The sequence below is a fragment of the uncultured Limnohabitans sp. genome (assembly GCF_937889215.1).
Classification (GTDB): Bacteria; Pseudomonadota; Gammaproteobacteria; order Burkholderiales; family Burkholderiaceae_C; genus Limnohabitans_A.
Genome location: NZ_CALBEX010000437.1, coordinates 1 through 1,305 on the forward strand (window position 1 = coordinate 1; position 1,305 = coordinate 1,305).

Annotated in this window: 2 protein-coding genes; both read right to left on the reverse strand. The window is 57.8% G+C overall.

The window, feature by feature from the left end:
* On the reverse strand, window positions 1–202 hold a 202-nt coding region (locus Q0341_RS11120), incomplete at its 3' end, for a hypothetical protein (protein ID WP_299513207.1).
* A gap of 493 nt (window positions 203–695) precedes the next feature.
* The coding region (locus tag Q0341_RS11125; protein WP_299513210.1) for a TOBE domain-containing protein at window positions 696–1,305 on the reverse strand (610 nt) is incomplete at its 5' end.

Consider the following 1,305-nt stretch of genomic DNA (forward strand, 5'->3'; position numbering starts at 1 on the left):
GGCTTGGCTGCGCATGGCGGTTCGAGGGCGTCACGACCACTGAGCCGGGGGGCTCGATGGGCGGTGACCAGGTCACCAAGGTGTCGTCATTTTTGGCCATCAATTGAGACAAGTGCGTCAGCACCAAAATGAGCAAGAGCCAGACGAGGTGGCGATTTTTCAGCGGTGATTTGGCACGAGGGTTTGGCTGGACGCTGGACACGTGCGCGTTGCTGCCCATCGGCATGTTTTCGCGATGAGCGCACCAAGCCTGTGCTTGGACTGAGCGAACGGTGTTGTCGGCGGTTAAAAAAGTTCTTGAGAACATCGGTCCATCGGCTTGTATTCGTATTTTTGATGTAATTTACATTTTTATTGTATATCAGTCTGCATGTTTTTCAAGCAATAGAACATGAAAGAATTCGTAAGAACGGAATATTGAGCACCAGCCGTGCTGTGGCATGTGGGTGTGACTTGGGGTGCAGGGTTGACCCAACAGCGCAGCAGACGTTTTCAAGCGCAGCGCTGAGCGTGGTGTGCTTCAAGCGGGATGGTCGTGCTTGAACTGGAGAAGGTTTTGGGGTTCGGTCAATGGCATCAGAATTTACGGTTTAAGTAAATTTGATGTTTTGATGTGAGGCATGTAGCCAAGCGCCAGCGCAGGTACCTGGACAGCTGGGAAAGGTTGGAGGCCGCAGAAGCCCGCTCGGGGTCGATCAGGTGCGCTTGAAGGTCACGACGTGGTCGACTTCGGCGCGGATGCCGATCCACTCGCCCAGTTTGTGGTCGTGGTGGCTGGGCACATGGGCCATCAGCCATTCGCCGCTGGCCAGACGCAAGGTGTACAAAAATTCCGAACCACGAAAAGCTTTGCGGATGATCTCGGCTTTCACGGGGGCGTCGTCATCGTGCACGATGTCGTCCGCCCGCAGCAGCACGTCGCACTGGCCATCTTCAAACGCGCTGGGCAGTGGGCATTCGGCCACATCTTGAAGTTCACCCACGGGGGTGCTGACCAGGATGTGCCCGTTTGCCTCGCGCAGCGTGGCCGGGGTGAACACGCCGTGGCCGATGAAGTGGGCCACAAAGCGGGTGGCCGGGCGGTGGTAGAGGCTGTAGGCGTCTTCCCACTGGTGCAGCTGGCCTTCATTCATGACGCCGATCACGTCACCGATGGCAAAGGCTTCGAGCTGGTCGTGTGTGACCAGCAGCGCGGTGGCCTGGGCGGCCTTGAGGATGTTGCGCACCTCGTGCGCCAGCCGCTCGCGCAAGTCGATGTCCAGATTGGAAAAGGGTTCGTCCAGCAGCAGCAAGTCGGGCTTGGGG